Raw genomic sequence first — 2,826 nt, forward strand, 5'->3', positions numbered from 1 at the left:
AAGAAGCTACACAAGAAGAAGTTCAATCAGCTTTAAGAGACTTACGTCTAGCAGAAATTACATTAGAAAAAGTAGAAGAACCAGAAGAAGTTGATAAAAACGAACTAGCAGAAGCAGTAGCACTGGCTAAAAAACGAAATGAAGCGAATTATACTGACGAAAGTTGGAAATCTTTTGTAACAGCTCTTAAAGAAGCTGAAAAAACTTTAGCAGATGAAACAGCTACTCAAAAAGATATTCAAAAGTCTCTAAATAATTTACTTGCTACAGAAAATAATCTAGTTGAGAAAGTTACAATGGATGAAGAAAAAGATGAATCCCAAGAGGGTTCTGGAAATGAGAATTCTGGAAGTGATTCACTACCTTTAGATAAAGAGGTTGAAGATGACACAAAGAATTCAATAAATGGAGAAAACGAGGGAACTTTACCTAAAACTGGAGAAAACTCTTCGTTATTTATTACAATAGTTGGTTTAGTATCCTTGATTATCGGTGGATTAGTTTTTAGAAAAAGAAAATCAATCGATTAAGAAATCAGGGTTGAAAATAAATAAATAATTATAAAATCAAGCGCCTTTATCAGATAAGATTAAAAAGGTGCTTGATTTTTAGCGTTCATAATATGTGATATTGACGGATGCTTTTTAAGAAATATTCACTGGTGTCTCATCTTATACACTCAAAGAATGTATAAATGATGATATTGCTATCACTATCACTCTCATACATATATCGTAAAGAAAAATAGGGTACTCTAACAATATAATTTTAATTCAATTTATTTGAATTTAAAGAAAATTTTACTTTTATAGGAATATTAAAAGAGTATTTTTAGAATTGGGAAAAAGCGACCTATGACGCGTATTTTAAATTGTTTTACCCACACTATTTGACGTATAGTCAATGAAAAAAGCATACTAGTGGGATTTAGCTCCCAAAAGTATGCTTTCTTTATTATTATGGACCTTGCTGGGCTCGAACCAGCGACCCCCAGCTTGTCGAGCTGGTGCTCTCCCTACTGAGCTAAAGATCCGACACTCAAGTTCTATTATATCAAATTAATTTATAAAGACAACTCTTTTCTTAATTTTTCCATTTGTGTATACTTCACAAAAAAATATTTTGAAAATGATAAATGTTTTCGAGAATATATAGGCTGAGTTTCTCAATTATACCAAGGAATTACATGGTATAAGATTAACAAATTAGAACAATTCTAATTTGCATATTTTTAAAAATAGACTATAATATGAGATAGATTGATCATTAAATGAAAGAAGGTTTTTTTATTGAAATATGTTATTGTTGGATCTTCTCACTTTGGCTATGAAGCCGTTGAAACTATTCTGGAAGCACAATCGGATGCAGAAATCCATTTATATGAGCGTGGAGATAAAGCATCGTTTATGAGTTGTGGTGCACAATCTTATCTGGAAGGGATTTCAAAATCCCCAGATGAAATTCACTACGCAAATGAAGCATCTTATAAAGAACAAGGAATTAATGTACACTTAAATAGTGATGTTATTGGTCTTGATCCAGAAGCTAAAACGATTACGGTCAAAACGGAACAAGGTGAAGAACAAGCAAATTATGATAAATTATTACTTTCTCCAGGTGGATATGCTCCTAAATTAAATGTACCTGGAAAAGACTTAGAACATGTTTATACTTTCCGTGGACGTGATGATGCCGAAACCGTTAAGGCACGTATGTCTGATGCGAAAAAGGTTGCTGTGATTGGTGGAGGCTACATTGGAGTTGAAGTAGCTGAAGCCTACGTTCGTAATGGTCAAGACGTAACACTTATTGATGCGATTGATCGTTTCTTACCTACCTACCTTGATGAAGAATTTTACCCAACGCTTATCGAAGAAGCGAAAGAAAAAGGGTTAACTTTTAAAGGAAATGAATTTGTTCAAGAAATTAAAGGCGAAAATGGTGAAGTTACAGGTGTTGTAACGGATCAAGGTGAATACGAAGTAGATACGGTTATTATGGCAGTTGGAGTAAGACCAGATACTGCTTGGTTAAAAGATACACTTGCAGTAGATGAAAAAGGCTTTGTTAAAGTAAACGAATACTTAGAAACATCTGCTGAAGATGTTTATGCGGGTGGAGATGCAACATATGTTCATTTCAATCCAACAGGCAAAGAAGTTTGTATTGGTCTAGCAACAAACGCACGAAAGCAAGGTGTGACGGCAGCTAAAAATGCGCTTGGAGAAAAAGTGAAAGCTCCAGGTGTAAATGGTACGTCAGGTTTAGCCTTTTTCGATCTCAAATTTGCAACAACAGGTCTAAAAGATGCGCTTGTTGATTCGTATGATGGTGAAGTAAAATCTTACTACTGTGAAGAAAAAGTTCGTCCTGCCTTTATGCGAGATGAAGATAATACAGTAGAAATGAAAATCTTCTTTGACGCAGAAACTGAAGTAATTCTTGGTGCTCAGTTCCTATCAACTAAAGATATCACTCAAGCAGCTAATACTTTATCTTTAGCGATTACTGCGAAAATGACATTGACAGATTTAGCGCAAGCTGATTTCTTCTTCCAACCAGGATTTAGTCGTCCATGGAACTTCTTGAATGTTTTAGCTATGAAAGCTCAAGGGAAGACATATGGTTCAACTAAAATGTTATTCTAAAAACATATAATTCACTTATAAAGAAGGTCTTGGTAAAAACTAAGGCCTTCTTTTTTTACCCCTTTAGTGAAATATGACAAAGATTGAACTACTCCACCTTAAATCCTTTGGATTTTGAAGATAGAGATTCCTAAGAACTCCAACCTACTGGTCGGATTTTGATTAGGCTAACCCCGTA

General features: G+C 34.1%; 2 protein-coding genes and 1 tRNA gene. 2 read left to right on the forward strand and 1 reads right to left on the reverse strand.

What is annotated here, in order from left to right; all coding sequences use genetic code 11:
• Positions 1 to 530 (forward strand): LPXTG cell wall anchor domain-containing protein (locus BUB96_RS10045; protein WP_143274326.1); only part of this gene is annotated, 530 nt, incomplete at its 5' end.
• 430 nt (positions 531 to 960) lie between these two features.
• Here the strand turns inward: BUB96_RS10045 and BUB96_RS10050 are convergent.
• A tRNA-Val gene (locus BUB96_RS10050) sits at positions 961 to 1,033 on the reverse strand.
• Between the two features lie 256 nt (positions 1,034 to 1,289).
• Between BUB96_RS10050 and BUB96_RS10055 the strand changes: the two genes are divergently transcribed.
• On the forward strand, positions 1,290 to 2,648 hold the full coding sequence (locus BUB96_RS10055) for an FAD-dependent oxidoreductase (protein ID WP_073298688.1): 1,359 nt from the start codon (positions 1,290 to 1,292) through the stop codon (positions 2,646 to 2,648).
• The last annotated feature ends 178 nt before the right edge of the window (positions 2,649 to 2,826 follow it).

It is taken from the genome of Atopostipes suicloacalis DSM 15692 (genome assembly GCF_900129085.1).
Lineage (GTDB): Bacteria > Bacillota > Bacilli > Lactobacillales > Carnobacteriaceae_A > Atopostipes > Atopostipes suicloacalis.